Source organism: Aeromonas sp. R7-4, from assembly GCF_040908055.1.
Taxonomy (GTDB): domain Bacteria; phylum Pseudomonadota; class Gammaproteobacteria; order Enterobacterales; family Aeromonadaceae; genus Aeromonas; species Aeromonas sanarellii.
In genome coordinates this window covers 246,321-272,644 of record NZ_JBFODA010000026.1, presented here as the reverse complement: position 1 = coordinate 272,644, position 26,324 = coordinate 246,321, and the positions used below count along the sequence as shown (strand labels likewise).

Annotated in this window: 23 protein-coding genes; 13 read left to right on the top strand and 10 right to left on the bottom strand. The window is 60.8% G+C overall.

Features of this window, described 5'->3' with window-relative positions; all coding sequences use genetic code 11:
• Window positions 1–2 precede the first annotated feature (2 nt).
• A complete protein-coding gene (gene mnmC, locus AB5Y72_RS06080) occupies window positions 3–2,033 on the bottom strand; it encodes a bifunctional tRNA (5-methylaminomethyl-2-thiouridine)(34)-methyltransferase MnmD/FAD-dependent 5-carboxymethylaminomethyl-2-thiouridine(34) oxidoreductase MnmC (protein WP_368198683.1) in 2,031 nt (676 codons plus the stop codon).
• A gap of 90 nt (window positions 2,034–2,123) precedes the next feature.
• Here mnmC and fabB point away from each other — a divergent pair, with 90 nt between their 5' ends.
• Window positions 2,124–3,335 (top strand): beta-ketoacyl-ACP synthase I, encoded by a 1,212-nt coding sequence (gene fabB / locus AB5Y72_RS06075; protein ID WP_368198682.1) that lies wholly within the window; start codon window positions 2,124–2,126, stop codon window positions 3,333–3,335.
• A gap of 71 nt (window positions 3,336–3,406) precedes the next feature.
• Here the strand turns inward: fabB and AB5Y72_RS06070 are convergent, their stop codons facing one another.
• The 3 genes from AB5Y72_RS06070 to AB5Y72_RS06060 form a co-directional block, all read right to left on the bottom strand.
• On the bottom strand, window positions 3,407–3,901 hold the full coding sequence (locus AB5Y72_RS06070; RefSeq protein ID WP_368198681.1) for a GNAT family N-acetyltransferase: 495 nt from the start codon (window positions 3,899–3,901) through the stop codon (window positions 3,407–3,409).
• 104 nt (window positions 3,902–4,005) lie between these two features.
• Window positions 4,006–4,320 (bottom strand): DUF4377 domain-containing protein, encoded by a 315-nt coding sequence (locus AB5Y72_RS06065; protein WP_368198680.1) that lies wholly within the window; start codon window positions 4,318–4,320, stop codon window positions 4,006–4,008.
• A gap of 93 nt (window positions 4,321–4,413) precedes the next feature.
• Window positions 4,414–5,700 (bottom strand): citrate synthase, encoded by a 1,287-nt coding sequence (locus AB5Y72_RS06060; protein WP_010674492.1) that lies wholly within the window; start codon window positions 5,698–5,700, stop codon window positions 4,414–4,416.
• A 423-nt stretch (window positions 5,701–6,123) separates the two neighbouring features.
• Here AB5Y72_RS06060 and sdhC point away from each other — a divergent pair, with 423 nt between their 5' ends.
• The 8 genes from sdhC (at window position 6,124) to sucD (ending at window position 15,702) form a co-directional block, all read left to right on the top strand.
• Window positions 6,124–6,513 (top strand): succinate dehydrogenase cytochrome b556 subunit, encoded by a 390-nt coding sequence (gene sdhC, locus AB5Y72_RS06055; protein ID WP_029314418.1) that lies wholly within the window; start codon window positions 6,124–6,126, stop codon window positions 6,511–6,513.
• Window positions 6,507–6,851 carry a succinate dehydrogenase, hydrophobic membrane anchor protein gene (sdhD, locus tag AB5Y72_RS06050; RefSeq protein WP_368198679.1) on the top strand — a complete coding sequence of 115 codons (345 nt, stop codon included), beginning with the start codon at window positions 6,507–6,509 and terminating at the stop codon, window positions 6,849–6,851. The genes sdhC and sdhD overlap by 7 nt, the downstream gene beginning before the upstream one ends.
• A gap of 1 nt (window position 6,852) precedes the next feature.
• On the top strand, window positions 6,853–8,619 hold the full coding sequence (sdhA, locus tag AB5Y72_RS06045; RefSeq protein WP_042075436.1) for a succinate dehydrogenase flavoprotein subunit: 1,767 nt from the start codon (window positions 6,853–6,855) through the stop codon (window positions 8,617–8,619).
• Between the two features lie 16 nt (window positions 8,620–8,635).
• Window positions 8,636–9,352, top strand: coding sequence for a succinate dehydrogenase iron-sulfur subunit (locus tag AB5Y72_RS06040; RefSeq protein WP_042075439.1), 717 nt, complete (start codon window positions 8,636–8,638; stop codon window positions 9,350–9,352).
• 118 nt (window positions 9,353–9,470) lie between these two features.
• Window positions 9,471–12,281 (top strand): 2-oxoglutarate dehydrogenase E1 component, encoded by a 2,811-nt coding sequence (gene sucA / locus AB5Y72_RS06035; protein ID WP_209791999.1) that lies wholly within the window; start codon window positions 9,471–9,473, stop codon window positions 12,279–12,281.
• Window positions 12,282–12,368: 87 nt separating this feature from the next.
• Complete coding sequence (gene odhB / locus AB5Y72_RS06030; protein WP_042075442.1) at window positions 12,369–13,559, top strand: 2-oxoglutarate dehydrogenase complex dihydrolipoyllysine-residue succinyltransferase; 1,191 nt, start codon at window positions 12,369–12,371, stop codon at window positions 13,557–13,559.
• Window positions 13,560–13,663: 104 nt separating this feature from the next.
• Window positions 13,664–14,830 carry an ADP-forming succinate--CoA ligase subunit beta gene (sucC, locus tag AB5Y72_RS06025; protein ID WP_005300220.1) on the top strand — a complete coding sequence of 389 codons (1,167 nt, stop codon included), beginning with the start codon at window positions 13,664–13,666 and terminating at the stop codon, window positions 14,828–14,830.
• Window positions 14,830–15,702 (top strand): succinate--CoA ligase subunit alpha, encoded by an 873-nt coding sequence (sucD, locus tag AB5Y72_RS06020; protein WP_005300222.1) that lies wholly within the window; start codon window positions 14,830–14,832, stop codon window positions 15,700–15,702. Before sucC ends, sucD begins: the two co-directional genes overlap by 1 nt.
• Before the next feature lie 226 nt (window positions 15,703–15,928).
• On the opposite strand, the gene AB5Y72_RS06015 is transcribed toward sucD, so the two are convergent.
• On the bottom strand, window positions 15,929–16,141 hold the full coding sequence (locus AB5Y72_RS06015; protein ID WP_219144105.1) for a hypothetical protein: 213 nt from the start codon (window positions 16,139–16,141) through the stop codon (window positions 15,929–15,931).
• A 342-nt stretch (window positions 16,142–16,483) separates the two neighbouring features.
• On the opposite strand from AB5Y72_RS06015, the gene AB5Y72_RS06010 reads away from it, so the two are divergent.
• The gene (locus AB5Y72_RS06010; RefSeq protein ID WP_202040812.1) at window positions 16,484–16,918 is read left to right on the top strand and encodes a YcgN family cysteine cluster protein; all 435 of its coding nucleotides are present in this window, start codon (window positions 16,484–16,486) and stop codon (window positions 16,916–16,918) included.
• 292 nt (window positions 16,919–17,210) lie between these two features.
• On the opposite strand, the gene pflB is transcribed toward AB5Y72_RS06010, so the two are convergent.
• The 3 genes from pflB to ycaO form a co-directional block, all read right to left on the bottom strand.
• A complete protein-coding gene (pflB, locus tag AB5Y72_RS06005) occupies window positions 17,211–19,493 on the bottom strand; it encodes a formate C-acetyltransferase (protein ID WP_318163143.1) in 2,283 nt (760 codons plus the stop codon).
• 41 nt (window positions 19,494–19,534) lie between these two features.
• Window positions 19,535–20,383, bottom strand: a complete 849-nt coding sequence (gene focA / locus AB5Y72_RS06000; protein ID WP_042075449.1) for a formate transporter FocA — start codon at window positions 20,381–20,383, stop codon at window positions 19,535–19,537.
• A 382-nt stretch (window positions 20,384–20,765) separates the two neighbouring features.
• Window positions 20,766–22,526, bottom strand: a complete 1,761-nt coding sequence (gene ycaO / locus AB5Y72_RS05995) for a 30S ribosomal protein S12 methylthiotransferase accessory factor YcaO (RefSeq protein WP_368198678.1) — start codon at window positions 22,524–22,526, stop codon at window positions 20,766–20,768.
• A 291-nt stretch (window positions 22,527–22,817) separates the two neighbouring features.
• On the opposite strand from ycaO, the gene AB5Y72_RS05990 reads away from it, so the two are divergent.
• Complete coding sequence (locus AB5Y72_RS05990; RefSeq protein WP_209792006.1) at window positions 22,818–23,516, top strand: B3/4 domain-containing protein; 699 nt, start codon at window positions 22,818–22,820, stop codon at window positions 23,514–23,516.
• A 123-nt stretch (window positions 23,517–23,639) separates the two neighbouring features.
• Here the strand turns inward: AB5Y72_RS05990 and sugE are convergent, their stop codons facing one another.
• Complete coding sequence (gene sugE, locus AB5Y72_RS05985) at window positions 23,640–23,954, bottom strand: quaternary ammonium compound efflux SMR transporter SugE (protein WP_042075456.1); 315 nt, start codon at window positions 23,952–23,954, stop codon at window positions 23,640–23,642.
• 337 nt (window positions 23,955–24,291) lie between these two features.
• Here sugE and asd point away from each other — a divergent pair, with 337 nt between their 5' ends.
• Complete coding sequence (asd, locus tag AB5Y72_RS05980) at window positions 24,292–25,404, top strand: aspartate-semialdehyde dehydrogenase (protein WP_325782255.1); 1,113 nt, start codon at window positions 24,292–24,294, stop codon at window positions 25,402–25,404.
• Window positions 25,405–25,535: 131 nt separating this feature from the next.
• On the opposite strand, the gene cspD is transcribed toward asd, so the two are convergent.
• Entirely contained in the window at window positions 25,536–25,754 is a 219-nt protein-coding gene (gene cspD, locus AB5Y72_RS05975) for a cold shock-like protein CspD (RefSeq protein WP_005300025.1), read from the bottom strand.
• Window positions 25,755–25,982: 228 nt separating this feature from the next.
• On the opposite strand from cspD, the gene clpS reads away from it, so the two are divergent.
• Window positions 25,983–26,300, top strand: a complete 318-nt coding sequence (clpS, locus tag AB5Y72_RS05970) for an ATP-dependent Clp protease adapter ClpS (RefSeq protein WP_005325410.1) — start codon at window positions 25,983–25,985, stop codon at window positions 26,298–26,300.
• Window positions 26,301–26,324: the final 24 nt, after the last annotated feature.

Sequence of the window (26,324 nt, the reverse complement as noted above, 5' to 3'; positions counted from 1 at the left end):
GCTCAGGATGCCGGATCGCGCAGGGGCTTGCCCTTGAGCAGCCGGCGCACCCAGTAGCGGGCGGGATGCAGCGCCTCCAGCAGATCGGTCGACAGCGGCAGCGGCTCGCTGCAGATCTCGCCGGCGATCAGCTCCCCGCACAGGGGGGCCGAGCAGAGGCCCCGTGAACCCAATGCGCCCAGCACATAGAGGCCGGGATACAGGGGCAGGGCGGGGGCACTCTGCTGATCGCAAGGTGCCTTGGGGTAGTGATCCGCCAACGCCGCCAGTCTGGCGACGGGCCCCGCCACCGGCAGGTGATCCCGGCTGGCGCAGCGCACCCCCACCCTGGCCTCGTCGCCGCTCACATCCACCTCGTTTGGCCAGGTCTCGCCCGGCAGGCAGGCCAGCAGCCTGTCCCGGTTCTGGGCCTGCTCCTCGGGACGATACGCCAGATCGGTCTGGTTGCGGCCATAGCTGGCGCCGATGCAGTGCGCGCCACCCTGGGCCGGAGTGAGGTAGCCGTCGTAGCAGAGCACCGTCTTGAGTAGGCTCAAGCTGGCCGTGGTCGGCACATGGCTCACCTGGCCGCGCACCGGATAGAGCGGCAGTTCGGCGAAGGGGAGCAGGGCGGGCAGATGATGACCGGCGGCCACCACCAGATTGGGGGCTTTCCAGCGGCGGCCATCCTGGCTCTCGATATGCCAGCCATCTGCCTGTTCGGCAATGGCGACAGCCTCGGTATTGAAAGCCACCTGCAGCAGTCCGCTGGCCTGCGCCTCCTCGATGGCGGCGCGGGTGAGATCCGCCGGGCAGAGCCAGCCCCCCAGGGGATAGCCGACGCCACCCGCGCCACAGGGCAGGCCGACCACCTGCTCAACTTCTGCCGCAGAGAGTGGGCGCATCAGCTCGGGGGGGAAGGGGCCCAGGCTCATCTTGGCGAGCTTGGCGGCGGACTTGTCGTCATAGCCGAGCTGTACCACACCGCACAAGTCGAACGCGACCGGATGGCGCTGTGCGAGTGCCTGCAACCGGCTTCTGGCAAAGCCGAAGGCGAGGGAATAGAAGCGTGAGAGCGCATCGTGTTCGCCGTTGAGCAGGGGGTAGAGGGCCCCCTGGCGGTTGCCAGAGGCGCCGGTTGCCGGCTCGCCATCCTGGCACAATAGGGTCACCCTGCGACCCCGCTCCACCAGGGAGAGCGCCGTCATGGCCGAGGCGATGCCGCCGCCGATGATCAGCACCTCGCCGTCCCGACCGGCGGACCTGGCATACCAGGGGGCCAGGCTCTGCTCGGGGGACTTGCCCTCCCGCGCGCCCGCCAGCATCTCCCGCTTGCTGCCGTGGCCCTTCACCTTCTTCATGGCAAAGCCCGCGGCGATGAGCCCGCGGCGCACGAAGCCGGCACAGGTAAAGGTGGAGAGAGTGGCGTCGGGGCGGGCGAGGCGGGCCAGTCCGTCGAACAGCGCCTGGGTCCACATCTCGGGATTCTTGGCGGGGGAGAAGCCATCCAGATACCAGGCGTCCACCAAACCGTCTGCCGGATGGGGCACCTGGGGCAGCATCTCCTTGATGTCGCCAAACCAGAGGTCGAGGCGGATGCGGCCGCCCGCAAACAGCAGGCGGTGGCAGCCCGATACCGGTAGGGGCCACTGGGCGATGAGCGGCTGGCTAAGGTGCGCGAGCTCGGGCCAGGCCGCCAGGGCCTTGCGCAGATCGTCCTGGGCAAGGGGGTATTTCTCGAAGCTGATGAAGTGCAGCCGGGAGCCCTTGCCCGAGGGAGGCGCCTGCTCCAGAAAGGCCGCCATTGTCGCCAGAAAGTTAAGACCCGTGCCGAAACCTGTTTCACCAATCACGAAATTGTCACTATCGTGATGCGAAAATCGTTCCGGCAGCCGATTTTGCTGCAAAAAGACGTAGCGGGTTTCACTTAGACCGTTATCATTGGAAAAGTACACATCCCCGAACTCACTGGAGACTGGAGTTCCCGCTTCATTCCAGTCCAATCGGGCATGTTGTAAGGATGTTTGACTCACGTTTTCCTCTGCTCGCGTCACAAAATCGCGGGCATTCTACGTGAAAGCAGACCAGTTTGGCAGCCGAAAGCGGGTAGACTCGGTGCCAGTTTTTCCAGACGAGATGAATTAATGAGAAGAGCAGTGATCACCGGTATCGGCGTCATCTCCAGTATCGGCAACAACAAGGAAGAGGTGCTGGCCTCCCTGAAAGCAGGCAAATCCGGCATCACCTATTCCGAGCAGTTTGAACAGTACAACCTGCGCAGCCGTGTCTGGGGTAACATCAAACTCGATCCGTCTGAACTGATCGACCGTAAAGTCATGCGTTTCATGGGTGACGCCGCGGCCTACGCCTACCTCTCCATGCAGCAGGCCATCGAAGATGCGGGCCTGCCGGAGGATATGGTCTCCAACGAGCGCACCGGCATCGTCACCGGTTCCGGCGGCGCCTCCGGCAAGAACACCTCGGAGTCCGCGGACATCGCCCGTGAGAAGGGGGTCAAGCGCGTGGGTCCCTACATGGTGCCGCGCACCATGTCCTCCACTACCTCCGCCTGCCTCGCCACCCCGTTCAAGATCAAGGGTGTCAACTACACCATCAGCTCCGCCTGCGCCACCTCTGCCCACTGCATCGGTCACGCCCTGGAACTGATCCAGCTCGGCAAGCAGGACATCGTCTTCGCCGGCGGCGGCGAGGAGCTGGACTGGTCTTCCACCATCCAGTTCGACGCCATGGGCGCTCTGTCCACCAAGTACAACGACAACCCGGAAAAAGCGTCCCGTACCTATGATGCGGATCGCGACGGCTTCGTCATCTCCGGTGGCGGCGGCATCCTGGTGGTCGAGGAGCTGGAACACGCCCTGGCCCGCGGTGCCCACATCTACGCCGAGATAACCGGCTACGGCGCCACTTCCGATGGCTACGACATGGTGGCCCCGAGCGGTGAAGGCGCGGTGCGTTGCATGAAGATGGCGATGCAGGGTGTCGGCAAGGTGGACTACATCAACACCCACGGTACCTCCACCCCGGTCGGCGATACCAAGGAGCTGGAAGCCATCCAGACCCTGTTCGGTGCGGATGCGCCCAAGCTCTCCGCCACCAAGGCGATGACCGGGCACGCCCTGGGCGCCGCCGGCGTGCACGAGGCCGTCTACTCCCTGCTGATGATGGAACACGGCTTCATCGCCCCCAGCATCAACATCGAGAACCTGGACGAGAAGGCGGTGGGCCTGCCCATAGTGCGCGAGTACGAAGAGGCTGACCTCAATACCGTCATGTCCAACAGCTTCGGCTTCGGCGGTACCAACGCCTCCCTGGTGTTCAGCAAGTTCAAGTCTTGATGCTCACCGAGTCGAGATGGAAAAAGGCGCCGAAAGGCGCCTTTTTAATTGGTTTTCTGCCATCAGCACGCTCAGCCCGGCTCGGCCAGGGGCAGGCGCATATAGATTGCGCCCTCCCCATACTCTGCCAGCGACTTCTCCGTGGCGGCGGGAACAAACCCCTGCTTGTGCCAGAAGGCCGGGGCATCCTGTACCGCCACCAGACCGGCATGGCGGTAACCCTCTCGGCTAGCGAAATCCAGCGCCGTGGCGAGCAGGCGTTGACCCACCCCTATGCCGCGCGCCTCGGGGGCGACGGCGAGATCGTGCAGATAGAACTCCTCGTCACCAGCCAGCCCCTGCATGGGCACCGAGAGGGGCGGGGGCTCGTGGGCACGCCAGGGGTGGCAGAGCAGGTAGCCCTGCACCTTGCCCCTGTGCTCGGCGACCCAGCAGCAGGCCGGGGCCAGCTCGGTCTTGTTCTGCATCACCTCGAGGGGCTCGGGATCGAACAGGTGATAACACTGGTGCTGGATGGCCATGATGGCTGGCCAGTCGGGGATCCCTATGGTGCGGATGTTAATCATAACCTGTGGCGCTATTGCGGTGGGTCAATCCATGACGGGACGCCAGACTAGCATAAGGTGCTGATTAGTTGAACAGGAAGGGGTTATATGACGCCCTTATAGGTTCAGCGAACGGCTTCCTTGCTCACCACCTTGATCAGTCGGTAGCGCAGAGAGGAGGCATCCGCCGGCACATCGGTCAGCTGCTCCTTGGTGACTTCCAGCTGATAACGGTAGCCGGGCTCGAAGGTGAAGCCCTCGATCTGCTGATAGAAGAGGCTCCAGCTCTCGCCGGGCTGGCCGCGCACCTGCATGCATTTCATGGGGGCGACACCGATGCAGTCGGCGAGCTTGTCCTGGATATAGAGGGTTTCGGTAGTCGGGGCGCTCTGGCAGGCGCTGAGCAGGAGGGCGGAGCTGAGGAGCAGGGGAGATTTCATGATGAATGTCCTTGGCGTAAAAGGGCGCGATTAAACCTGCAAAAGAAAAGGCGGTCAATGACCGCCTTTGTAACAAACCATGACAGATCGGGCTCAGCGCTGGTCGAGGGGCACGAATTCGCGCAGGGGCTGACCGGTGTAGAGCTGACGGGGACGGCCGATCTTCTGATCCGGGTCGGAGTGCATCTCGTTCCAGTGGGCGATCCAGCCGATGGTACGGGAAATGGCGAAAATCACGGTGAACATGGACATGGGGATGCCGATGGCCTTCATGATGATGCCGGAGTAGAAGTCCACGTTCGGGTAGAGCTTCTTCTCGATGAAGTAGGGGTCGGACAGCGCGATGCGTTCCAGCTCCATGGCCACGTCCAGCAGCGGATCCTTGATCTGCAGCTCGGTCAGTACCTCGTGGCAGGTTTCACGCATCACGGTGGCACGGGGATCGTGGTTCTTGTAGACCCGGTGACCGAAGCCCATCAGACGGAACGGATCGTTCTTGTCCTTGGCGCGGCCGATGTACTCGGGAATGCGATCCACGGAGCCAATCTCTTCGAGCATCTTGAGGCAGGCTTCGTTGGCACCACCGTGGGCCGGGCCCCACAGGGAGGCGATCCCCGCAGCGATACAGGCAAACGGGTTGGCACCGGAAGAACCGGCCAGACGCACGGTGGAGGTGGAGGCGTTTTGCTCATGGTCCGCATGCAGGGTGAAGATGCGGTCCATGGCGCGCTCGACGATGGGGTTGACCTTGTATTCTTCGGTCGGCACGCCAAACATCATGTGCAGGAAGTTGCCTGCATAGGAGAGGGCGTTGCGCGGCTGCATGAAGGGCTGGCCGATGGAGTACTTGTAACACATGGCGGCCAGGGTCGGCATCTTGGAGAGCAGACGGAAGGCACAGATCTCGCGATGTTCCTCGTTGTTGATGTCGAGGGCGTCGTGATAGAAGGCGGACAGCGCGCTGACCACGCCGCACATGACGGCCATGGGGTGGGCGTCGCGGCGGAAGCCACGGAAGAAGAAGGCGATCTGCTCGTGCACCATGGTGTGGCGGGTGACCAGACGTTCAAATTCCGCATATTGGGTCTTGGTGGGGGCCTCGCCGTACAGCAGGATGTAGCAGACTTCGAGGTAGCTGGCCTGGGTGGCCAACTGGGCGATGGGGTAACCGCGGTGCAGCAAGACACCCTGGTCGCCATCGATGTAGGTGATGGAGGATTTGCAAGAACCGGTGGCCATGAAGCCGGGGTCGAAGGTGAAATATCCTTGCGTGCCCAGCTTTCTGACATCGATCACATCGGGTCCAACGGTACCGGAGAGGATCGGCAGTTCAACCGGCTCTTTTCCGGGCAGATGTAGGGTGGCTATCTTATCAGCCATAGCACGTCTCCTTTGCTCTTTTATAATTTGGTTCCAGCCCTACTTTATTACGACTGTTATGACGCTGGCAAAGGTTCTTACCCGTACCACGGCGGCTGGAGCGCCTTATTTGAACCAGAGAACCATGTCTTTGTCAATTTTGCTGGATGATCATTAATGACTTGTTAAAGCTGTTGTGAGATCTGGTTTACGGTTTTGGATTTTCTGTGTAGCTATTTGATTGTCATTGGTTAAGGCCGCCGATATACTGCGCCACGTGGGTGATGGTCGTCGGTGTTTGAAACGCTTTCGCAAAGCCAGATGTGATATCGAAAATGTTATTTTTGGCTTTCCTGAGTTGTTTTGGTAACAAAAACCTAACAAATGCCACTCCTCGCCCTCAAAGCGTGTGAAAACAATAACTAACGTGCTCAATGGAGCTGAGTGGGCAAAGCCGTGAAAAACAAACAGAGACCTGTAAACCTCGACCTACAGACGATCAGCTTTCCTGTCACCGCCATCGCTTCCATCTTGCATCGTGTCTCAGGGGTCATCACCTTTGTGGCATTGGCCATCTTGCTGTGGATGCTTGGTACTTCACTCGCCTCTCCCGAAGGATTTGAATCGGTCGTTGCCATCATGGACAACTTCCTGGTCAAGTTCGTGCTGTGGGGGATCCTGACCGCGCTGGCTTACCACATCGTGGGCGGTCTGCGGCACCTGGTCATGGACATGGGCTATTGGGAAGAGCTGGAATCCGGTAATCAGAGCGCCCGCGTGGCCTTCGTGATCACCGCGGTTTTGGCGGTATTGGCGGGGGTGCTGGTATGGTAACCAATTCTGCAACTTTCGGGCGCAGCGGCGTTCACGATTACATTCTGATCCGCGCTACCGCCGTCATCATGACGTGCTACGTCCTCTATCTGGTGGGTTTCGTCGCGTTCAACGACATCACCTACGAGGTGTGGACCGGCTTCTTCGCCAACACCTTCACCAAGGTCTTCACCCTGCTGACGCTCCTGTGCGTATTGATCCACGCCTGGATCGGTCTGTGGCAGGTGCTGACCGACTATATCAAGCCGGTCGGGCTGCGCGGTGCGCTGCAGTTCGTGCTGGTGGTGGTGCTGTTTGTCTATGTGATGACGGGTTTCGTCGTGCTGTGGGGTGTGTAAGGTGACTATTCCAACTCGTGAATTTGATGCGGTCGTGATCGGTGCCGGTGGTGCCGGCATGCGTGCCGCGCTGCAGATTGCCCAATCCGGCAAGAGCTGCGCACTGCTTTCCAAGGTTTTCCCGACTCGCTCCCACACGGTCTCCGCCCAGGGCGGGATCACGGTCGCCTTGGGCAATGCCCACGACGACAACTGGCAGTGGCACATGTACGACACCGTCAAGGGCTCCGATTACATCGGTGACCAGGAAGCCATCGAGTACATGTGCAAGACCGGCCCCGAGGCCATCTATGAGCTGGAGAACATGGGCCTGCCCTTCTCCCGCTTTGACAACGGTACCGTCTACCAGCGTCCCTTCGGCGGTCAGTCCAAGAACTTCGGCGGTGAGCAGGCCGCCCGTACCGCGGCGGCGGCCGACCGTACCGGCCACGCCCTGCTGCACACGCTTTATCAGCAGAACGTCAAGAACCAGACCACCGTCTTCTCCGAGTGGTATGCCTTGGATCTGGTGAAGAACCAGGACGGCCACGTGGTGGGTTGCACCGCCATCGACATGGAGAGCGGCGAGGTCGTCTACTTCAAGGCCAAAGCCACGGTGCTCGCCACCGGCGGCGCCGGTCGCATCTATCAGTCCACCACCAACGCCCACATCAACACAGGTGACGGCGTCGGCATGGCGCTGCGCGCCGGGGTCGGCGTGCAGGACATGGAGATGTGGCAGTTCCATCCCACCGGCATCGCCGGGGCTGGGGTGCTGGTGACCGAAGGGTGCCGCGGTGAAGGCGGCTACCTGCTGAACAAGGACGGCGAGCGCTTCATGGAGCGTTATGCGCCGAACGCCAAGGATCTCGCCGGTCGCGACGTGGTGGCCCGCTCCATCATGATCGAGATCCGCGAAGGCCGCGGCTGCGACGGTCCCTGGGGCCCGCACATCAAGCTCAAGCTGGATCACCTGGGCAAGGACGTACTCGAATCCCGCCTGCCGGGCATCTGCGAGCTCTCCCGCACCTTTGCCCACGTGGACCCGGTCAAAGAGCCCATCCCCATCATCCCGACCTGCCACTACATGATGGGCGGCGTGCCGACCAACGTGAACGGCCAGTGCCTGACCCAGGACAAGAACGGCAACGACGTGCCGGTGGTCGGTCTGTTCGCGGTAGGGGAGATCGCCTGCGTGTCCGTGCACGGTGCCAACCGCCTCGGCGGCAACTCCCTGCTGGATCTGGTGGTGTTCGGTCGTGCCGCCGGCATGCACCTGGTCAACACCCTGGGCGAGATGGATCACGGTCGCGATGCCTCCGAGTCTGATCTCGATGCCGCCCTGGCCCGCTTCAACCGCTGGGAAAATACCCGCAGCGGCGAAGATCCGGTGCAGATCCGCAAGGACCTACAGCGCTGCATGCAGAACAACTTCTCCGTGTTCCGTGAAGGGGATGCCATGGCCGAAGGGCTCGAGGAGCTCAAGGTCATTCGCGAGCGCCTCAAGTCCGCCCGTCTGGACGACACCTCCAGGGAGTTCAACACCCAGCGCATCGAGTGCCTGGAGCTGGACAACCTGATGGAAACGGCGTTTGCCACCGCGGTGGCGGCGAACTTCCGCACCGAGAGCCGGGGCGCCCACTGCCGCTTCGACTTCCCGGATCGCGACGACGAAAACTGGCTGTGCCACAGCCTCTATCATCCGGACACCGAGTCCATGACCCGTCGCGCTGTCAACATGTCACCCAAGACCCGTGAGGCGTTCCCGCCCAAGGTCCGGACTTACTGATTGCGGAGCCAGCACAATGAACGTCACATTCTCTGTCTACAGATACAATCCGGACGTTGATAACGTCCCGCATATGAAGGAATATCGTCTTGATATTCCTGAAGGTTCCGACATGATGGTGCTCGACGCACTGATCCAGCTCAAGGAGCTGGATCCCACGCTCGCCTTCCGCCGCTCCTGCCGCGAAGGGGTCTGTGGATCAGACGGTCTCAACATGAATGGCAAGAACGGTCTTGCCTGCATCACCCCGCTCTCCGATCTGCTGAAGAAGGGCAACAAGGTCGTCATCCGGCCTTTGCCCGGTCTGCCGGTGATCCGGGATCTGGTGATCGACATGACCCAGTTCTACACCCAGTGGGAGAAGGTCAAACCCTTCCTCATCAACGATGACAAACTGCCGCCTGTGCGTGAGCACCTGCAATCCCCCGAAGAGCGCGCCAAGCTGGACGGCCTGTACGAGTGCATTCTCTGTGCCTGCTGCTCCACCTCTTGCCCCTCCTTCTGGTGGAACCCGGACAAGTTCATCGGTCCGGCCGGTCTGCTCGCCGCCTATCGCTGGTTGGCAGACAGCCGCGACACCGCCGCGACCGAACGACTGGGCAACCTGGACGACGCCTTCAGCGTGTTCCGCTGCCACGGCATCATGAACTGCGTGAACGTCTGTCCCAAGGGCTTGAATCCGACCAAGGCCATCGGTCAGATCAAGTCGATGCTGCTCAACCGGGCTGTTTAGTATCAGGGCCAGGGCGCCACGCGCCGGGCCCGACCTCTGGATAGCCATCCCGTCCCTGGTGGGATGGCTATGACCCTACAAGCTGCGCTGCAGTGAACAAGATGTACAAGGGATAGAAATGCATAACGGCGTGATGAAGGCCTGGTTGGAGTCATCTCACCTGGCTGGTGCGAATGCAAGCTACATTGAGGATTTGTACGAATCCTTCCTGGAAAACCCCGACTCCGTGGCCGACGAGTGGCGCAGCCTGTTCCAGGCGCTGCCCCAGGTCAATGGACATGCAGTCGAACAACCCCACTCCCAGGTCCGCGACTATTTCCGCCGCCTGGCCAAGGAACCCTCCCGTTACAGCGCCCCCGTCTCCGATCCCCAGGTGGATGCCAAGCAGGTCCGCGTACTGCAACTGATCAACGCCTTCCGTTTCCGTGGCCATCAGAATGCCAACCTGGATCCCCTGGGTCTGTGGCAGCGCGAACCGGTCGCCGAGCTCGATCCCGCGTTTCACAACCTGCAGGGGGCCGACATGGAGGCCACCTTCAACGTGGGCTCCTACGCCATCGGTCGCGAGACCATGGTGCTCTCCGAACTCTACGCCTCGCTCAAGAAGACCTACTGCAGCAGCATAGGTGCCGACTACATGCACCTCACCTCCACCGAGGAGAAGCGCTGGCTGCAGGACAGGCTCGAATCCATCGAAGGGAAGGGCAGCTACAGCATCGAGGAGAAGACCCGCTTCCTCGAGAGCCTGACCGCCGCCGAAGGGCTGGAAAAATACCTGGGTGCCAAGTTCCCGGGGGCCAAGCGTTTCTCCCTGGAAGGGGGCGATGCCATGGTTCCCATGCTGAAAGAGCTTATCCGCCGCGCCGGTGAGCAGGGCTGCAAGGAGGCCGTCATCGGCATGGCCCACCGCGGTCGCCTGAACGTGCTGATCAACGTGCTGGGCAAGCGCGCCCAGGACCTGTTTGACGAGTTTGCCGGCAAGCACGGGGAATCCTGGGGTACCGGGGACGTGAAGTACCACATGGGCTTCTCCTCCGACTTCGCCACCCCGGGTGGCAACGTCCACCTGGCGCTCGCCTTCAACCCGTCCCACCTCGAGATCGTCAACCCCGTGGTCATCGGCTCCGTGCGTGCCCGCATGGACAGACGCGGCGACAAGGACGGCTCCAGCGTCCTGCCCATCACCATCCACGGTGACTCCGCCATCGCGGGGCAGGGGGTAGTGGCCGAGACCTTCAACATGTCCCAGACCCGTGCCTATGGCGTGGGCGGGACTGTGCGCATCGTCATCAACAACCAGGTGGGCTTCACCACCTCCTATCAGCGTGACCTGCGCTCCACCGAATATTGCACCGACATCGCCAAGGCGGTGCAGGCGCCTGTGCTGCACGTCAACGGGGACGACCCGGAAGCCGTGGTGCTGGTGACCCAGATTGCCCTGGATTATCGCAACACCTTCAAGCGCGACGTGGTGATCGAGCTGGTCTGCTACCGTCGTCACGGCCACAACGAGGCCGACGAGCCGAGCGCGACCCAGCCCCTGATGTACCAGAAGATCAAGCAGCACCCGACCCCGCGCAAGATCTACGCCGATCAGCTGATCGCCGAAGGCAGCATCACGCCGGAGCTGGCCACCACCCTGGTGAACGACTATCGCGACACCCTGGATCGGGGCGAGCGGGTAAGCAAGGAGTGGCGCCCCATGGAGCTGCACTCCGTGGACTGGACCCCGTATCTGGGTCACGACTGGGCCATGGCCTATGACAGCACAGTGCCCATGGATCACTTGAAGGCCCTGGGCGAGCGCATCAGCCAGTACCCGGCCACCCATGTGCTGCAGCGCCAGGTCGAGAAGATCTACGAAGATCGCCGCCTGATGGCCGCCGGCGAGAAGCTGGTGGACTGGGGCTTTGCCGAGACCCTGGCCTACGCCACCCTGGTGGACAAGGGGTCCCGCATTCGCTTCACCGGCGAAGACTCCGGCCGTGGCACCTTCTTCCACCGTCACGCCGTGCTGCACAGCCAGACCGATGCCAGCACCTACACCCCGCTGTGCAACCTGCACGACGAGCAGGGTCCGTTCGAGATCTACGACTCCGTGCTGACCGAGAACGCTGTGTTGGCGTTTGAATATGGCTACGCCAGCGCGGAGCCGGCCGGCCTCACCATCTGGGAAGCCCAGTTCGGCGACTTCGCCAACTGCGCCCAGGTCGTGGTGGACCAGTTCCTCTCCTCCGGCGAGCAGAAGTGGGGCCGGATGTGCGGCCTGACCATGCTGCTGCCCCACGGCTACGAGGGCCAGGGCCCGGAGCACTCCTCCGCCCGTCTGGAGCGCTATCTGCAGATGTGCGCCCAGCACAACATGCAGGTGTGCGTGCCCTCCACCCCGGCGCAGGTGTTCCACATGCTGCGTCGCCAGGTGGTGCGCCCCATGCGCCGTCCGCTCATCGTGATGACGCCGAAATCCCTGCTGCGCCACCCGCTGGCGGTGAGCAAGCTCGAAGAGCTGGCACAAGGCACCTTCCAGAACGCCATCGGCGAGATCGATGCGTTGGATCCGAAGGGCGTCAAGCGCGTGGTGTTCTGCTCCGGCAAGGTCTACTACGACCTGCTCGATGCCCGTCGCAAGGCGGAGCAGCAGGACGTGGCCCTGGTGCGGATCGAGCAGCTCTATCCCTTCCCGGAAGAGGAAGTGCGCACCATCCTGGCCGACTACAGCCATGTCACCGACTTCGTCTGGTGTCAGGAAGAGCCGCAGAACCAGGGCGCCTGGTACAGCACCCGTCATCACTACGACAGCGTGCTGCCAAGCCATGCCCGTCTGCGTTACGCCGGTCGCCCGGCCTCGGCCTCACCGGCCGTCGGTTACATGTCCGTCCACGCCAAGCAGCAGAAAGCCCTGGTGGAAGACGCGCTGACCCTGGAATAAACGAGTTGCGGATGAGGGGGCCCGTGTCGGGACCCTCTCTGACCTGGAACAAGCCTGCTGGCCAAGAAGTAACAAGGAACTGATTACATGACTATCGAGATCAAGGTACCGGACCTGCCGGAATCCGTGGCGGATGCCACCATCGCGACCTGGCACAAGAAACCGGGTGATCTGGTTGCCCGCGACGAAGTGCTGGTTGACATCGAAACCGATAAAGTCGTGCTGGAAGTGCCCGCGCCGGAAGCCGGCGTGCTGGGCGACATCCTGCAGAGCGAAGGGGCCACCGTGCTCTCCCGTCAGCTGATCGCCATGCTCAAGCCTGCCCCCGTGGCCGGTGAAGAGACCAAGGAGAAGCCGGTGGAGGCCGTGGCCGATGACGCCGGCGAGGGGTTGAGCCCCTCCGTGCGCCGCCTGGTGGCCGAGCACGACATCGACGTGGCCAAGCTGACCGGTACCGGCAAGGGCGGTCGCGTCACCAAGGAAGACGTGGAAGCCTTCATCAAGAACCTGGGCAAGCCGGCAGCCCCCGTCGCCGCCGTGGCAGCCGCACCGGTTGCGCCCATTGCCCCCCTGGCCGGTCGCACCGAGAAGCGCGTGCCCATGACCCGGTTGCGCAAGCGCATCGCCGAGCGTCTGCTGGAGGCCAAGAACACCACCGCCATGCTGACCACGTTCAACGAGATCAACATGGCGCCCATCATGAAGCTGCGCAAGCAGTACGGCGAGATCTTCGAGAAGAAGCACGGCATCAAGCTCGGCTTCATGTCCTTCTACGTGAAGGCGGTGGTCGAATCCCTCAAGCGCTACCCGGAAGTGAACGCGGCGCTGGACGGTGACGACATCGTCTACCACAACTACTTCGACGTCAGCATCGCCGTCTCCACCCCCCGTGGTCTGGTGACCCCGGTGCTGCGCGACTGCGACAGCATGAGCCTGGCGGACATCGAGAAGGCCATCAAGGATCTGGCCGGCAAGGGCCGTGACGGCAAGCTGACCGTGGATGAACTGACTGGCGGCAACTTCACCATCACCAACGGTGGCGTGTTCGGCTCCCTGATGTCCACCCCCATCATCAACCCGCCCCAGAGCGCCATTCTGGGCATGCACAAGATCCAGGACCGCCCCATGGCCGTCGACGGCAAGGTCGAGATCCTGCCGATGATGTACCTGGCGCTCTCCTACGATCACCGCATCATCGACGGCCGCGAGTCCGTGGGCTTCCTGGTCTCCGTCAAGGAGCTGCTGGAAGACCCGACCCGTCTGCTGCTGGATGTCTGAGCGACTGACTGAAAGATAACGAGGGGCCGCCCAGGCCCCCATTCACAGGGGATTGAGAAACACGAGCCCCGGACGGAAATACCTACAACACGGATAGAGCATCTATGAATCTGCATGAATATCAGGCAAAACAGCTGTTTGCCGAGTATGGCCTGCCGGTCTCCGAAGGTTATGCCTGCGCCACTCCGCAGGAAGCGGCCGAAGCGGCCGACAAGATTGGCGGCAACACCTGGGTCGTCAAGTGCCAGGTCCACGCCGGTGGCCGTGGCAAGGCGGGCGGCGTCAAGCTGGCCAAGAGCAAGGACGAGATCCGCGCCTTCGCCCAGAACTGGCTCGGCAAGAACCTGGTGACCTATCAGACTGACGCCAACGGTCAGCCGGTTACCAAGATCCTGGTGGAGTCCTGCACCGACATCGCCAAGGAACTGTACCTGGGCGCCGTGGTCGACCGTGGCTCTCGCCGTGTGGTCTTCATGGCTTCCACCGAAGGTGGCGTGGAGATTGAGAAAGTCGCCCACGAAACCCCGGAACTCATTCACAAGGCCGCCATCGATCCCCTGGTAGGCCCGCAGCCCTACCAGGCCCGCGAGCTGGCCTTCAAGCTGGGTCTGGTCGGCGATCAGATCAAGCAGTTCACCAAGATCTTCATGGGTCTGGGCCAGATGTTCCTGGACTGCGACTTCGCCCTGCTGGAGATCAACCCCCTGGTCATCACCGACAAGGGTAACCTGCACTGCCTGGACGGCAAGATCAACATCGACGCCAACGCCCTGTACCGTCAGCCCAAGCTGCGCGAGATGCACGACCCGTCCCAGGATGACCCCCGCGAAGCGCACGCCGCCCAGTGGGAGCTGAACTACGTGGCACTCGACGGCAACATCGGCTGCATGGTCAACGGTGCCGGTCTGGCCATGGGTACCATGGACATCGTCAACCTGCACGGCGGCTCACCGGCCAACTTCCTGGACGTCGGCGGCGGCGCCACCAAGGAGCGCGTGACCGAGGCGTTCAAGATCATCCTGTCCGACAGCAAGGTACAAGCCGTGCTGGTCAACATCTTCGGCGGCATAGTGCGCTGCGACATGATCGCGGAAGGCATCATAGGTGCCGTGAAGGAAGTGGGGGTGAAAGTGCCCGTGGTGGTGCGTCTGGAAGGCAACAATGCCGAACTGGGTGCCCGTAAACTGGCCGACAGCGGCCTCAATATCATCGCCGCAACGAGTCTGACTGACGCAGCTCAGCAAGTGGTAAAAGCAGCGGAGGCCAAATAATGAGCGTTCTGATCAACAAAGACACCAAGGTGATCTGCCAGGGCTTCACCGGCGGTCAGGGTACCTTCCACTCCGAACAGGCCATCGCCTACGGTACCCAGATGGTCGGCGGCGTGTCGCCGGGCAAGGGCGGCACCACCCACCTGGGCCTGCCGGTGTTCAACACCGTTCGTGACGCCGTGGAAGCCACCGGCGCCACCGCCTCCGTCATCTATGTTCCGGCCCCGTTCTGCAAGGACGCCATCCTGGAAGCCATCGATGCCGGCATCAAGCTCATCGTCACCATCACCGAAGGCATCCCGACCCTGGACATGCTGGACGTCAAGGTGAAACTGCAGGAAACCGGCGTGCGGATGATCGGGCCGAACTGCCCGGGTGTCATCACCCCGGGTGAGTGCAAGATCGGCATCATGCCCGGCCACATCCACAAGCCGGGCAAGGTGGGCATCGTCTCCCGCTCCGGCACCCTGACCTATGAAGCGGTCAAGCAGACCACGGACGAGGGCTTCGGCCAGTCCACCTGCGTCGGTATCGGCGGCGACCCCATCCCGGGTTCCAACTTCATCGACATTCTGGAGATGTTCCAGAACGATCCGCAGACCGAAGCCATCGTGATGATCGGCGAGATCGGCGGCAACGCCGAGGAAGACGCGGCTGCCTATATCAAGGCCCACGTCACCAAGCCGGTGGTCTCCTACATCGCGGGTGTCACCGCTCCGGCTGGCAAGCGCATGGGTCATGCGGGCGCCATCATCGCCGGTGGCAAGGGCACCGCGGCAGAGAAATTTGCCGCCCTGGAAGATGCCGGCGTGAAAACCGTGCGCTCCTTGGCCGATATCGGCAAGGCCCTGCGTGAAGTGACCGGCTGGTAAGATGTTCTAGCCCGTTCTCACCGAGAGAAAAATGCCGGCCCTGGGGCCGGCATTTTTTATGGTCCTGGGTTTCCATGCCTCTGGGTGCCAACCGATATCATGCCTCGTTCTATCGGTAGAGCTTGACCTGCATGGGACCGGAATGAGAGTGCGAACGCCGGTTCGATGGATCATTGCCTGAAGTGCGGGTGGAAGAGGCCCCGGGGAAGCGGCCAGGGCTGTGCACTTATTCGGTTAAAACAGAGATGTCCTGCTGACCATGCTGCGGCAGGGTGGCGGCAAAGTTGTTGCGACCCCCTCCCTTGCCGTAAGCAGGCTCCATTCCTCCTGATGGGAGGGCACCTCCAGCTGCGGGTGCTTCTCCCGGGATCACCGAGGAGGAGCAGGACGTGAGCAATAGCGATGCCGCTATCAGCAATGCAAGTTTCAACGTCTTCATGACAACGTCCTCTGTCCAGCTAATGGGCTGGACTTCGAGTTATCAGTTTAGGTCCTGTTGAGGGGTCACAATACACCCGAGGTGACACTAACCCTAGTCGTTTGAGGCTTTCTGATGGGGATCTCTTATGAAATCAATGGCAAGAACGTCATGGCAAATTTGCCAAAAAATGCGATGAAATGATTAAAGGTGGATCCATTGCACCACTTTGGATGTCGACGCCGGTCAACCCAGCCTGCGCAGGCTTAGTGCCGATGGGCGTTGGGCTTGACCCTCTGCCTTGAAAAATCGGGCCATAGGGCGTATAACCACGCGCTTGTCAGTGTATTTAGCGAGCCTTCTATGCAAACTCCTTTTTGGCAGGAAAAGACCCTGCAGCAGATGACCATGGCCGAGTGGGAGTCCCTGTGCGACGGCTGCGGCAAGTGCTGCCTGAACAAGCTGATCGACGAGGACACCGAGGAGCTGGTGTTCACCAACGTGGCCTGCAACCTGCTCAATACCAAGACCTGCCAGTGCTCCGACTACGTCAACCGCTTCAAAAAAGAGCCGGACTGCCTGCAGATCACCCACGACAAGATCGCCGAGTTTAACTGGTTGCCTTCGACCTGCGCCTACCGCCTGCTGGCGGAAGGGCAGAGCCTGCCCGAGTGGCATCCGCTCATCACCGGCAACCGCAGCGCCATGCACCAGGCCGGCCAGTCGGTACGCGGCAAGGTGGTGCACGAAGCCTATGCCGGTGACTGGGCCGACCATATCATCACCTGGGCCAGCTAAGCGGCTGCTCAGGCCATCCACAGCATCTATTTGCCACAGGGGCAGGGGAGGAGACTCTTCTGCCCCTGTGGCATTCAGTGGTCACGACGACGAACAGGGTTGTGACTCTCATCCTGGTCCTCGCAGCATCCCGTGGCTGAGTGAAAGGCGGCTTCCTCCCAGCCTACCCCTGAAAAAGGTGAAGACGAAAGAACAGGTGCTCTCTATGTATTCGCTGACAAGTCGGCAGGCCAGGTGAGCAGGCATAAAAAAACCGGCGCCTGGGCGCCGGTTTTTGTTCACCGAGACTCTATTACAGAGAGGCGGTGAAGGTACGGGTGATGACGTCTTGCTGTTGTTCCTTGGTCAAGGAGTTGAAGCGAACGGCATAACCGGATACGCGGATGGTCAACTGCGGATATTTTTCCGGGTTTTCCATGGCGTCCAGCAGCATTTCACGGTTCATCACGTTGACGTTCAGGTGCTGACCACCTTCCAGGTTGGCTTCGTGGTGGAAGTAACCATCCATCAGGCCGGCCAGGTTGGCTTTCTGGGCTTCCATGTCTTTGCCCAGGGCGTTCGGCACGATGGAGAAGGTATAGGAGATACCATCTTTGGCGTAGGCGAACGGCAGCTTGGCGACGGAAGTCAGGGAAGCAACGGCACCCTTCTGGTCACGACCGTGCATCGGGTTGGCACCCGGGCCGAACGGCGCACCGGCGCGACGACCATCCGGGGTGTTACCTGTCTTTTTGCCGTACACCACGTTGGAGGTGATGGTCAGCACGGACTGGGTCGCCACGGCGCCACGGTAGGTGTTGAGCTTCTGGATCTTCTTCATGAAGCGCTCGACCAGGTCACAGGCAATGTCATCGACGCGAGCGTCGTTGTTGCCGAACTGCGGGTACTCGCCTTCGATTTCGAAGTCGATGGAGACGCCATCGGCATCGCGAACCGGCTTGACCTTGGCGTACTTGATGGCAGACAGGGAGTCGGCGGCCACGGACAGACCGGCGATGCCGCAAGCCATGGTGCGATAGACGTCACGGTCGTGCAGCGCCATCAGGGAGGCTTCGTAGCTGTACTTGTCGTGCATGTAGTGGATGATGTTCAGGGCGGCGACGTACTGCTTGGCCAGCCAGTCCATGAAGTGATCCAGTCTGTCCATCACGTCGTTGTAGTCCAGGTACTCGCTCTTGATCATCTCGGTCTTCGGACCGACCTGGATCTTGAGCTTCTCGTCCATACCGCCGTTGATGGCGTACAGCATGGTCTTGGCCAGGTTGGCACGGGCACCGAAGAACTGCATCTGTTTGCCGACGATCATCGGGGACACACAGCACGCGATGGCGTAGTCATCGTTGTTGAAGTCCGGACGCATCAGGTCGTCGTTCTCGTACTGAACGGAAGAGGTCTCGATGGATACCTTGGCACAGTACTTCTTGAAACCGACCGGCAGCTTCTCGGACCACAGGATGGTCAGGTTCGGCTCAGGGGACGGGCCCATGGTGTACAGGGTGTTCAGCATACGGAAGCTGTTCTTGGTGACCAGGGTACGGCCGTCGACGCCCATACCAGCCAGGGTCTCGGTGGCCCACATCGGGTCGCCGGAGAACAGTGAATCGTATTCCGGGGTACGCAGGAAGCGAACCATACGCAGCTTCATGACCATGTGGTCCATCAGCTCCTGGGCTTCTTGCTCGGTGATCAGGCCTTTCTTCAGGTCACGCTCGATGTAGATGTCCAGGAAGCTGGAGGTACGACCGAAGGACATGGCGGCACCGTTCTGGGACTTGACGGCCGCCAGGTAGGCGAAGTAGGTCCACTGTACGGCTTCTTTGGCGTTTTTGGCCGGAACGGAGATGTCGCAGCCATATTTGGCAGCCATCACCTTCATCTGGGCCAGGGCACGGTGCTGCTCGGAGATCTCTTCGCGCAGACGGATGGTGGCTTCCAGGTTGACACCGTTTTCCAGGTCGGCCTGCAGGGACTTGAACTGGGCCAGTTTGTCGGCCATCAGGAAGTCGATACCATACAGGGCAACACGACGGTAGTCACCGATGATACGGCCACGGCCGTAGGCATCCGGCAGACCGGTGATGACGCCGGACTTGCGGCAGTTCAGGATGTCTTTGGTGTAAACGTCAAACACGCCCTGGTTGTGAGTCTTGCGGTACTCGGTGAAGATCTTCTCGACCATGGGGTCCAGCTGACGACCATACACTTCGCAAGAGGTCTTGACCATCTTGATACCGCCGTTGGCGATGATGGCGCGCTTGAGCGGCTTGTCGGTCTGCAGACCAACGATTTGCTCCAGGCTCTGATCGATATAGCCGGCATCGTGAGCGGTAATGGTGGAGGGCAGGTCGGTATCAAAATCGACCGGCGCGTGAGTGCGGTTCTCGATCTTGATGCCTTCCATGACCTTGTCCCACAGCTTGGTGGTGGCTTCGGTCGCGCCAGCCAGGAAGGACTCGTCACCTTCATACGGGGTGTAGTTCTTCTGGATGAAGTCACGGGTGTTGACAGAGGTCTGCCATTCACCGGCTGCGAAGCCTTCCCATGCTTTTTGGAACTGTTCGTTAAGTTCTGCCATTTTCATTACCTCTCAAGGTATTTATGTGTCTGCCGCCATCCTTAATGATGGCGACGGAAGATAAACCAGTAAGTCAGCCCAACCATGACGCCACCACCAATGATATTACCTATGGTGACAGGGATGAGGTTGTGCAGGACGAAGTTGGACACGGTCAGGTCGGCAAAGGTCGCCGGATCCTGGCCGATGGCCTGCCAGAATTCCGGGCTCGCGACGCTGTGGATGGCGATACCGACCGGGATCATAAACATGTTTGCGATGCTGTGCTCAAAACCGGAGGCCACGAACATGGCGACGGGGAGCAGCATCACCATCACCTTGTCGGTGGCGCTGCGGGCGCCGAAGGCCATCCACACGGCGAGACACACCATGAGGTTGCAGAGGATGCCGAGGGCCACGGCCTCGAAGAAGGAGTGATGGATCTTGTGCTGGGCCACTTTCATGGCGTTCAGCCCCCACTGGCCATCCGCCGCCGTGTATTCCGCCGACATGATGATGAGCCCGACGATGATGAGACCGCCGATGAGGTTGCCGAAGTAGACCAGTCCCCAGTTCTTGAGCAGCTGGGCCCAGCTGATTCGATTGGCCGCCTTGGCCACCAGGGTCAGGGTGGTGGAGGTGAACAGCTCGGCACCGAGCAGCACACAGAGGATGAGGCCAAGGGAGAAGCAGAGACCACCGACCAGCTTGGCCATACCCCAGGACATGCCGCTTGAGCCGGTAGTGACGGTGATATAGAAGACGAAGGCGATGGCGATGAAGGCGCCTGCCGTGATGGCCAGAGGAATAGTCTTGTATGCGGGCTTGGTGGCCTTGGCATAGGTAATGTCTTCGGCCAGTGCGGCGATGGCTTCGGGCTTGAGACAATCAAAGGGTGATTCTGCTTTCAATTCTCATGTACCTGCATATTTTGCCTGTGGAAATCATAACAAAGGGGCAGATCCCCAAAATTGACTCCGATCAAGAATTACAGATTGTGAATGTAATTTTACTACAGGATTTTTCGTCGTCCGGAAGCTTCTCTTTACACCAGGTTTCAGGTGAAACAGAAATGAAGCGTTTATTAATATTATGATTTTTAAGAACTTATAAACGGCATCTCTAAAAAAGTACCGGCAAGGCACCTTTGCGGAACCCCTGCACCATGGGCATCAAATTAACAACCCCCTAAGAGGTATTTTTTGTCTTTTATTTCATCTTTGAATAAAGGCCAGCCAAAGCGTAGACCATAAAACAGAAGGGGCCATAAGGCCCCTTCGTCACACTAGCATATCAGTTCCAGGTATGGATTCGTTTGGCTTTTTGCAATTTCTCGTAAGCGGCCAGCAGTTTCTGGTGCAGCGGGAACTGGGAGAGTGACAGGTCGGCGGCTTCCAGACCGTGGAAGCGCGCCTCGCCGCGCGCATTGGCCCAGGCCTGCGCCAGGGTCTCTTCCCCGAACATGCGGGCGAATACCGGGCGGTATTGCTCGGGGTCGCGATCCTCGTCCAGGAACAGCTCGACGCAGGCGCGCAGGGCGCGGTAGTAAGCGGCGCGATCGGCCGGGAATACCGACTGGTTGAACTCCATGGTCCAGTCGATGAGATCCAGGGCGCTCTCCAGCTCACCGGCGGCCAGCGCCAGCATGGCTTTCAGCTCGCCCACGCGCAGGGTGTGTAGGGCGGTGCCCTTGGCGGCGGCGATGCCGAGCAGCTCGCGCACCCGGGTCCGCTCGTCGTGACCCTCTTCATCCAGCTGGTCGAACAGAGCCATGTACTGCTCCGCGTCCCACTTAAGCGACGGCAGCGCCAGTATGGTTTCCCGCAGGTGGGCGCCCATGGTGTTGTTGGCCAGCAGCAGATCTTCCACCGGATAGATGTCGGACATGCCGGGCACCAGGATGCGGCAGGCATAGACGCCGAGGTGTTCGTAGTCGGCGATATAGACCGGCTGCTCCAGCTCGTGGAAGATGCCGATCAGGTGGTCGAACTCCTCCTGGGAGCTGCCGCGGAAGTCCCAGTCGGCAAACTCGAAGTCGGACTCCTGCTTGAACAGATCCCAGCTGATGAGGCCGGAGGAGTCGATGAAGTGGGTCTCCAGGTTGTGGTGGTCCGCCACCTGCTCGTTGTCGAATGACGGCGGCACGAAGACGTCCAGATCCTTGAGGCTGCGGCCTTGCAGCAGCTCGGTGACGGTGCGCTCGAAGGCCACTTCGAAGCGCGGGTGGGCGCCGAAGGAGGCGAAGCAGGTGCCGTTGCTCGGGTTGAGCAGCACCACGCAGATGACCGGATAGCGGCCACCCAGGGAGGCATCGAAGCTGTAGATGGGGAAGCCTTCGGCCTCCAGGGCATCGATGGAGGCCTTGATGCCCGGGTAGCGGGCGATCACCTCGCTCGGAATTTCGGGCAGGCTGATGGCCTCGGCGATGATCTTGTTCTTCACGTGGCGCTCGAACACCTCGGACAAGCCCTGGGTGCGGGCCTCGGTCTTGGTGTTGCCGGCACTCATGCCGTTGGAGACATAGAGGTTGCCCACTATGTTCATCGGGATGTAGACGGTCTGGTGATCGGACTGGCGCTCGAAGGGGAGGGCTACGATGCCGCGCTCCTCGTTGCCGGATTGCAGATCCACCAGCATGTCGGCGGTCACTTCCCCGTCCGGGTTGTAGAACTTGCGGGTGAAGGGGTCGAGCAGGCCGGCGGGCAGCTGATCCCCCTCGATGGGGAACCACTTCTCGTTCGGATAGTGAACGAAGTCACCGTTCGCTACCTGCTCCCCCAGATAGAAGTCGGCGAAGAAGTAGTTGGTGGAGAGACGCTCGAAGTATTCGCCAAGGGCCGAGGCCAGTGCCGCCTTCTTGCTGGCGCCCTTGCCGTTGGTGAAGCAGAGGGAGCACTCCTTGTCCCGGATGTGCACGGACCAGACGTTGGGCACGGGGTTGAGCCAGGAGGCCTCCTCGATATCAAACCCCAGGGCTTGCAGCTTGGTCTGGAAGCGTTCGATGGAGTCTTCCAGCGCCGCGTCCTTGCCGGGAATAAAAGTGTGGTCGGTCATCACAATATCCTGATTCTTATGGGCTCATGTTTGGACGCAGATAATAGCATGAGTGACGGGGAAAGCGGCCAGGGCAATGCGGTCGCGTCGCGCGCTTGCACGGCGCCAGGGTGATGAAGGATTCATCGCTAAGGGGGAGGCGCATCAGTTTTTCTGAAGTGCCTTAAGAGAAAGTCGATTTGATTGCGTGAAGGCTTCTTCCATCATGGCGCCTCGTCTGGTGACGAGGGCTGCCCCTCGCCACCCCGTGTTTTCTCGTTATTGGTCATCGTTTGCTGACCGGGAGTCGCCATGCCCTTCATGATCCCCCGTATTGCCCCTGACGTCGCCCACCTGGTGTCCGGATTCAGAGCCCTCAGTATTCTGGTGGAGACTCCTGGGGTGACGCACCCCGAGGTCGGCGCCGCCGCCCTGGCGCGGGCGTGCAAGGCCGTGCAGGCAGGGGAGGCACCCTGGGCTCAGGCGCATCTGTCTGCCTGGGACGAGGTGTTCAAGTCGTTTGGTGCCAAACCCCAGCGTACCCCCTGTTCGGCGCAGGCACTGCGCAAGCGGGTGCTGCGCGATGGCGTCATGCCCAGCATCGATCCCGTGGTCGATCTCTACAACGCGGTGAGCATAGAATATGCCATTCCTGTGGGTGGGGAAAATCTGGCGGCCTATGAAGGGGAGCCCCGCTTGGTGATCGCCGATGGCAGTGAACGCTTTGACACCATAAAGGAAGGGCTGCCAGCCCAGGAGAGGCCTGAGCCCGGGGAAGTGGTGTGGCGGGACGACAGAGGGGTGACCTGTCGCCGCTGGAACTGGCGTCAGGGGGTACGTACTCGGCTCAGTGTGGAGTGCGGGCAGATGTGGTTCATCCTGGAGAGCCTGCCATCCATGCCGCTGGCTGCGTTGCACCAGGCCGGAGATCGGTTGATCGAGGGGTTGCTGCAGATGATGCCGCAGGCCCGGATCGAGAGAACCCTGATAGGTGAGCCTGGCGGGGCATGACCAGCGCTTCTCTTGCCGCTCACTGGTAAGAGTGATGTCTCTCACAAGCCGCGGGGGGTCTGCTTTGACCGCCCGCGGCTTGTTGTGGTTTTTCGAGTCTTCCTTCGTGGGCAGCGCCGCGGCTCAACCGATCAGCTTCAACCCCAGAATGCCGCCGATGATCAGCAGCAGGCAGAGCACCCGGGCCAGGGTGGCCGGCTCGTTGAACAGCCAAATCCCCATCAGCACGGTGCCGACCGCGCCTATGCCGGTCCAGACCGCGTAGGCGGTGCCGAGCGGCAGTTGCTTGACCGCCATGGCGAGCAGCAGCACGCTCACGGCCATGGCACTCAGGGTCAGCAGGGTGGGGAGAGGGCGGCTGAAGCCGTCGGTGTACTTGAGGCCGATGGCCCAGGCGACCTCGAACAGGCCGGCCAGCAGCAGGAGCAACCAGGACATAAGGAAGGTTCCGCAGGGAGCAGGGTCGTCCCTGCGCATCAGGAGGCCTCGGGGTCGTCCCCGAGGGGCAGCGGGGCTGCCGGTCGGTCTCAATGATGCCCCAAGCCGATACCGGATGCCAGTGGCTTGCTCGGCCACACGCCAGGCTGGCGGATATTGCAACGAACGGCACAGAATATTGCGCAATTCGACTTGCGCCCGCCGTCACAATCCGTAATGTGGACAGACACATTCTTCGCAACCCATATTTTGTGAACACCTTGTAAACGGCCTGCGCCGGGCGAGGGGCACGGGTGCAACACACGGTTTCTATAGCAGCTATCCAGGGTAGGACATTATGAAAAAAGTAGGTTTGGTCGGTTGGCGTGGCATGGTGGGTTCGGTCCTGATGAGCCGGATGCAGGAAGAGAAGGATTTTGCCCGCATTCAACCCACCTTCTTCACCACCTCCCAGGCCGGTGAGGCCGCCCCCAACTTCGGCGTCGATGCCGGCATCCTGCAGGATGCCTTCGACATCGAGGCACTGGCCGCACAGGACGTCATCATCACCGCCCAGGGCGGCGACTACACCAAGGATGTCTATCCGCGCCTGAAAGCCGCCGGCTGGCAGGGCTACTGGATCGACGCCGCCTCCTCCCTGCGGATGGAGAAGGACGCGGTCATCATCCTGGATCCGGTCAACGGCGGCGTCATCGAGCGGGCGCTGGATGACGGCGTCAAGACCTTCGTCGGCGGCAACTGTACCGTCAGCCTGATGCTGCTGGCCCTGGGCGGTCTGTTCAAGGCCGATCTGGTGGAGTGGGTGAGCGTGGCCACCTATCAGGCAGCCTCCGGCGGTGGCGCGCGCCATATGCGTGAGCTGGTCACCCAGATGGGGCTGCTGCGCGATGAAGTGGCGGTGGAGCTGGCGGATCCCGCCTCCGCCATCCTCGACATCGAGCGCAAGATCACCGAGAAGACCCGCTCCGGCACCCTACCGGTGGACAACTTCGGCGTGCCGCTGGCCGGTGGTCTCATCCCATGGATCGACACTAAGCTCGATAACGGCCAGAGCCGCGAGGAGTGGAAGGGTCAGGCCGAGACCAACAAGATCCTTGGGCTAGAAGACGCCGCCATTCCGGTGGATGGTCTGTGCGTGCGTATCGGCGCCCTGCGCTGCCACAGCCAGGCCTTCACCATCAAGCTGAAGAAGGACGTGCCGCTGGCCGAGATCGAAGCCCTGCTGGCTGCCCACAACGACTGGGTCAAGGTGATCCCCAACGATCGCGACATCACCGCCCGCGAGCTGACCCCGGCCGCCGTCACCGGCACCCTCAGCATCCCGGTGGGTCGTCTGCGCAAGCTCAACATGGGGCCGGAATACCTGGCCGCCTTCACCGTGGGCGACCAGCTGCTGTGGGGCGCAGCCGAACCGCTGCGCCGCATGCTCAACATCCTGTTGGCCCGCTGAGCATAGGCCGCGAGCAAGTCCCCGAAGCACAGCAAGGAAGGCCTGGCCTTTCTTGCTGTGTGAGGCGGCAAGGCCAATAAAAAAACGGCATCCCTGCAGGATGCCGTTTTTCAATTTATCCAGTCTGACTCTTACATGTTCTGTGCTTCGTTTGGCACGATGACAGAGGCGTGATTTCCTTTCGGCCCCTGCTGCAGTTCAAAATTGACTGCCTGACCCGCTTTCAGGGTCTTGTAACCTTCCATTTGAATCGTGGAGTAGTGAGCGAAGATATCTTCACCACCGCCTTCCGGACAGATAAACCCAAATCCTTTTGCGTTGTTGAACCACTTGACTGTTCCGGTTGCCATACATCTACATCCTTTTATTGATTACCCTGAAGTCGTTGAGTAACCTGCGCCGGCCTTATATAACTAGGGCATGACCCCATAGCAGACGGGCGCCGATTAGCAAGTAACCAATCTAGTCCAACTTTTAAGCGAGTCAAGAAGTTGTTAACAACCGATGTGATCTGGTTAACAAGTCTATTGACAATCGAGAACGAGACGGTAGTAATCTAGAGGTACCAAAGCACGATTATGAGCAAGCAGAAAGAACTCTTTGCTAATGAAGAGATTGCAGAAGCAGAGAAAACGAAGCTGCAACCGCCACCCATGTACAAGGTTGTCCTGAACAACGATGACTACACACCGATGGAGTTCGTGGTGGAGGTGCTGCAAAGGTTCTTTGGTATGGATCTGGAGAAGGCCACTCAGGTGATGCTGAGCGTGCATTATAGTGGTAAGGGAGTCTGCGGCACCTTTACCGCAGAAATTGCCGAAACCAAGGTGGTCCAGGTCAACACCTATTCACGTAACAACGAACATCCACTGCTATGTACCATGGAAAAGGCTTGAAGCTGATGACTTGATGGCGATAAC

What these genes read in the sequence shown, in the direction of transcription:
- fabB (WP_368198682.1), top strand. Translation starts at nt 2,124, where the DNA reads ATGAGAAGAGCAGTGATCACCGGTATCGGCGTCATCTCCAGTATCGGC.
- AB5Y72_RS06070 (WP_368198681.1), bottom strand. Translation starts at nt 3,901, where the DNA reads ATGATTAACATCCGCACCATAGGGATCCCCGACTGGCCAGCCATCATG.
- AB5Y72_RS06065 (WP_368198680.1), bottom strand. Translation starts at nt 4,320, where the DNA reads ATGAAATCTCCCCTGCTCCTCAGCTCCGCCCTCCTGCTCAGCGCCTGC.
- AB5Y72_RS06060 (WP_010674492.1), bottom strand. Translation starts at nt 5,700, where the DNA reads ATGGCTGATAAGATAGCCACCCTACATCTGCCCGGAAAAGAGCCGGTT.
- sdhD (WP_368198679.1), top strand. Translation starts at nt 6,507, where the DNA reads ATGGTAACCAATTCTGCAACTTTCGGGCGCAGCGGCGTTCACGATTAC.
- AB5Y72_RS06040 (WP_042075439.1), top strand. Translation starts at nt 8,636, where the DNA reads ATGAACGTCACATTCTCTGTCTACAGATACAATCCGGACGTTGATAAC.
- sucA (WP_209791999.1), top strand. Translation starts at nt 9,471, where the DNA reads ATGCATAACGGCGTGATGAAGGCCTGGTTGGAGTCATCTCACCTGGCT.
- odhB (WP_042075442.1), top strand. Translation starts at nt 12,369, where the DNA reads ATGACTATCGAGATCAAGGTACCGGACCTGCCGGAATCCGTGGCGGAT.
- sucC (WP_005300220.1), top strand. Translation starts at nt 13,664, where the DNA reads ATGAATCTGCATGAATATCAGGCAAAACAGCTGTTTGCCGAGTATGGC.
- sucD (WP_005300222.1), top strand. Translation starts at nt 14,830, where the DNA reads ATGAGCGTTCTGATCAACAAAGACACCAAGGTGATCTGCCAGGGCTTC.
- AB5Y72_RS06015 (WP_219144105.1), bottom strand. Translation starts at nt 16,141, where the DNA reads ATGAAGACGTTGAAACTTGCATTGCTGATAGCGGCATCGCTATTGCTC.
- AB5Y72_RS06010 (WP_202040812.1), top strand. Translation starts at nt 16,484, where the DNA reads ATGCAAACTCCTTTTTGGCAGGAAAAGACCCTGCAGCAGATGACCATG.
- pflB (WP_318163143.1), bottom strand. Translation starts at nt 19,493, where the DNA reads ATGGCAGAACTTAACGAACAGTTCCAAAAAGCATGGGAAGGCTTCGCA.
- ycaO (WP_368198678.1), bottom strand. Translation starts at nt 22,526, where the DNA reads ATGACCGACCACACTTTTATTCCCGGCAAGGACGCGGCGCTGGAAGAC.
- AB5Y72_RS05990 (WP_209792006.1), top strand. Translation starts at nt 22,818, where the DNA reads ATGCCCTTCATGATCCCCCGTATTGCCCCTGACGTCGCCCACCTGGTG.
- sugE (WP_042075456.1), bottom strand. Translation starts at nt 23,954, where the DNA reads ATGTCCTGGTTGCTCCTGCTGCTGGCCGGCCTGTTCGAGGTCGCCTGG.
- asd (WP_325782255.1), top strand. Translation starts at nt 24,292, where the DNA reads ATGAAAAAAGTAGGTTTGGTCGGTTGGCGTGGCATGGTGGGTTCGGTC.
- cspD (WP_005300025.1), bottom strand. Translation starts at nt 25,754, where the DNA reads ATGGCAACCGGAACAGTCAAGTGGTTCAACAACGCAAAAGGATTTGGG.
- clpS (WP_005325410.1), top strand. Translation starts at nt 25,983, where the DNA reads ATGAGCAAGCAGAAAGAACTCTTTGCTAATGAAGAGATTGCAGAAGCA.